The 1282-nt window shown below is 66.3% G+C and carries 1 protein-coding gene and 1 pseudogene; both read right to left on the bottom strand.

Features of this window, described 5'->3' with window-relative positions:
• Window positions 1–199: 199 nt before the first annotated feature.
• Window positions 200–433: a hypothetical protein gene (locus tag ABZ749_RS35375; protein ID WP_091402071.1), complete on the bottom strand. Its 234-nt coding sequence runs from the start codon at window positions 431–433 to the stop codon at window positions 200–202.
• Window positions 434–678: 245 nt separating this feature from the next.
• A pseudogene (locus ABZ749_RS35370) lies at window positions 679–1218 on the bottom strand (sigma-70 family RNA polymerase sigma factor); the annotation flags it as partial.
• Window positions 1219–1282 lie beyond the last annotated feature (64 nt).

Raw genomic sequence — 1282 nt, 5'->3', positions numbered from 1 at the left:
GTCAGCGTGACGGCGGCGGTGAGCACGAGCACCCGGCCCGGTGTTCGGGCGCGTCGGAGGCAGCAGCATCGGGGATGTTGCTCGGATCTTGGGCGCGGGGCGCGGGGCGCGGGGCGCGGGGCGCGGGGGCGTCCAGACAGAAAGAGCTGACCGGAGACACCCTCGGGGTGCCTCCGGTCAGCTATGTCGGTTTGCGGATTTAGTTCGCCATCAGATCGGCGCCACGCCAGCTGAAATCGGGCTCCGTTGCGAACCGCTCGGTGATCTTCACGAGATCCTCCGCGTACTTGTTCGCGTGGTGCCCGCAGAACACCAGCTCGCTCCCACCCGCCAGAGTGATCCGGAGCTTCCCGGCAGCATTGCAGCGGTCGCACCGTTCATCGGCGGCTGGGGGAGCCGCCGTGACGGGCGGCGGCGTGAGGGTCGGGGTCATCGCCTTCCTCCTCTGGTCGTCACCGATGAACAATCTCTTCGGTCGTTGCTCACCTATCGTGCAACACCCTTACTAGGCACTGCCTTCCCTGTGTGCCCGCGGGGGACCGAGGTCACACCTGGAAGGGACAGTGTGCCGTGCACCCAGGGTGCCACGTCAACGATCACATTCGTGCATCCGGACGATCACCATCTGGTGTTGCACACCAGGTGGCCAAAACGACACGTTCGGTTGACGAAACCCGCTCAGTCCAGGTAATCCCGGAGGACCTGCGACCGGGACGGGTGACGCAGCTTGGACATCGTCTTGGACTCGATCTGCCGGATCCGCTCCCGGGTCACCCCGTAGACCTGGCCGATCTCGTCGAGCGTCCGCGGCTGGCCGTCGGTCAGGCCGAAACGCAGACGTACCACGCCCGCCTCACGCTCGGAGAGCGTCTGCAGCACCTGCTGGAGCTGGTCCTGCAGGAGCGAGAACGAGACGGCGTCGACGGCGACGACAGCCTCGGAATCCTCGATGAAGTCGCCGAGTTGGCTGTCGCCCTCGTCACCGATGGTCTGGTCCAGTGAGATGGGCTCCCGAGCGTACTGCTGGATCTCCAGCACCTTCTCGGGTGTGATGTCCATCTCCTTGGCCAGCTCCTCCGGAGTGGGCTCGCGGCCCAGGTCCTGGAGCAGCTCACGCTGTATGCGGCCGAGCTTGTTGATGACCTCGACCATGTGCACGGGGATGCGGATGGTGCGGGCCTGGTCGGCCATGGCGCGGGTGATGGCCTGCCGGATCCACCGAGCTGATCCCGCGGATCGCCGCGTTCGGCTTCGACGCGGTCGAGTTGCCGATCGAGCAGCC

Source organism: Micromonospora sp. NPDC047753 (genome assembly GCF_040642735.1).
Lineage (GTDB): Bacteria > Actinomycetota > Actinomycetes > Mycobacteriales > Micromonosporaceae > Micromonospora.
The sequence above is the reverse complement of the archived record's forward strand: the minus strand, read 5'-3'. Positions and strand labels throughout refer to the sequence as shown.

Excerpts from the sequence above, each read along its gene's own strand:
- ABZ749_RS35375 (WP_091402071.1), bottom strand. The coding sequence starts at position 433 with ATGACCCCGACCCTCACGCCGCCGCCCGTCACGGCGGCTCCCCCAGCC.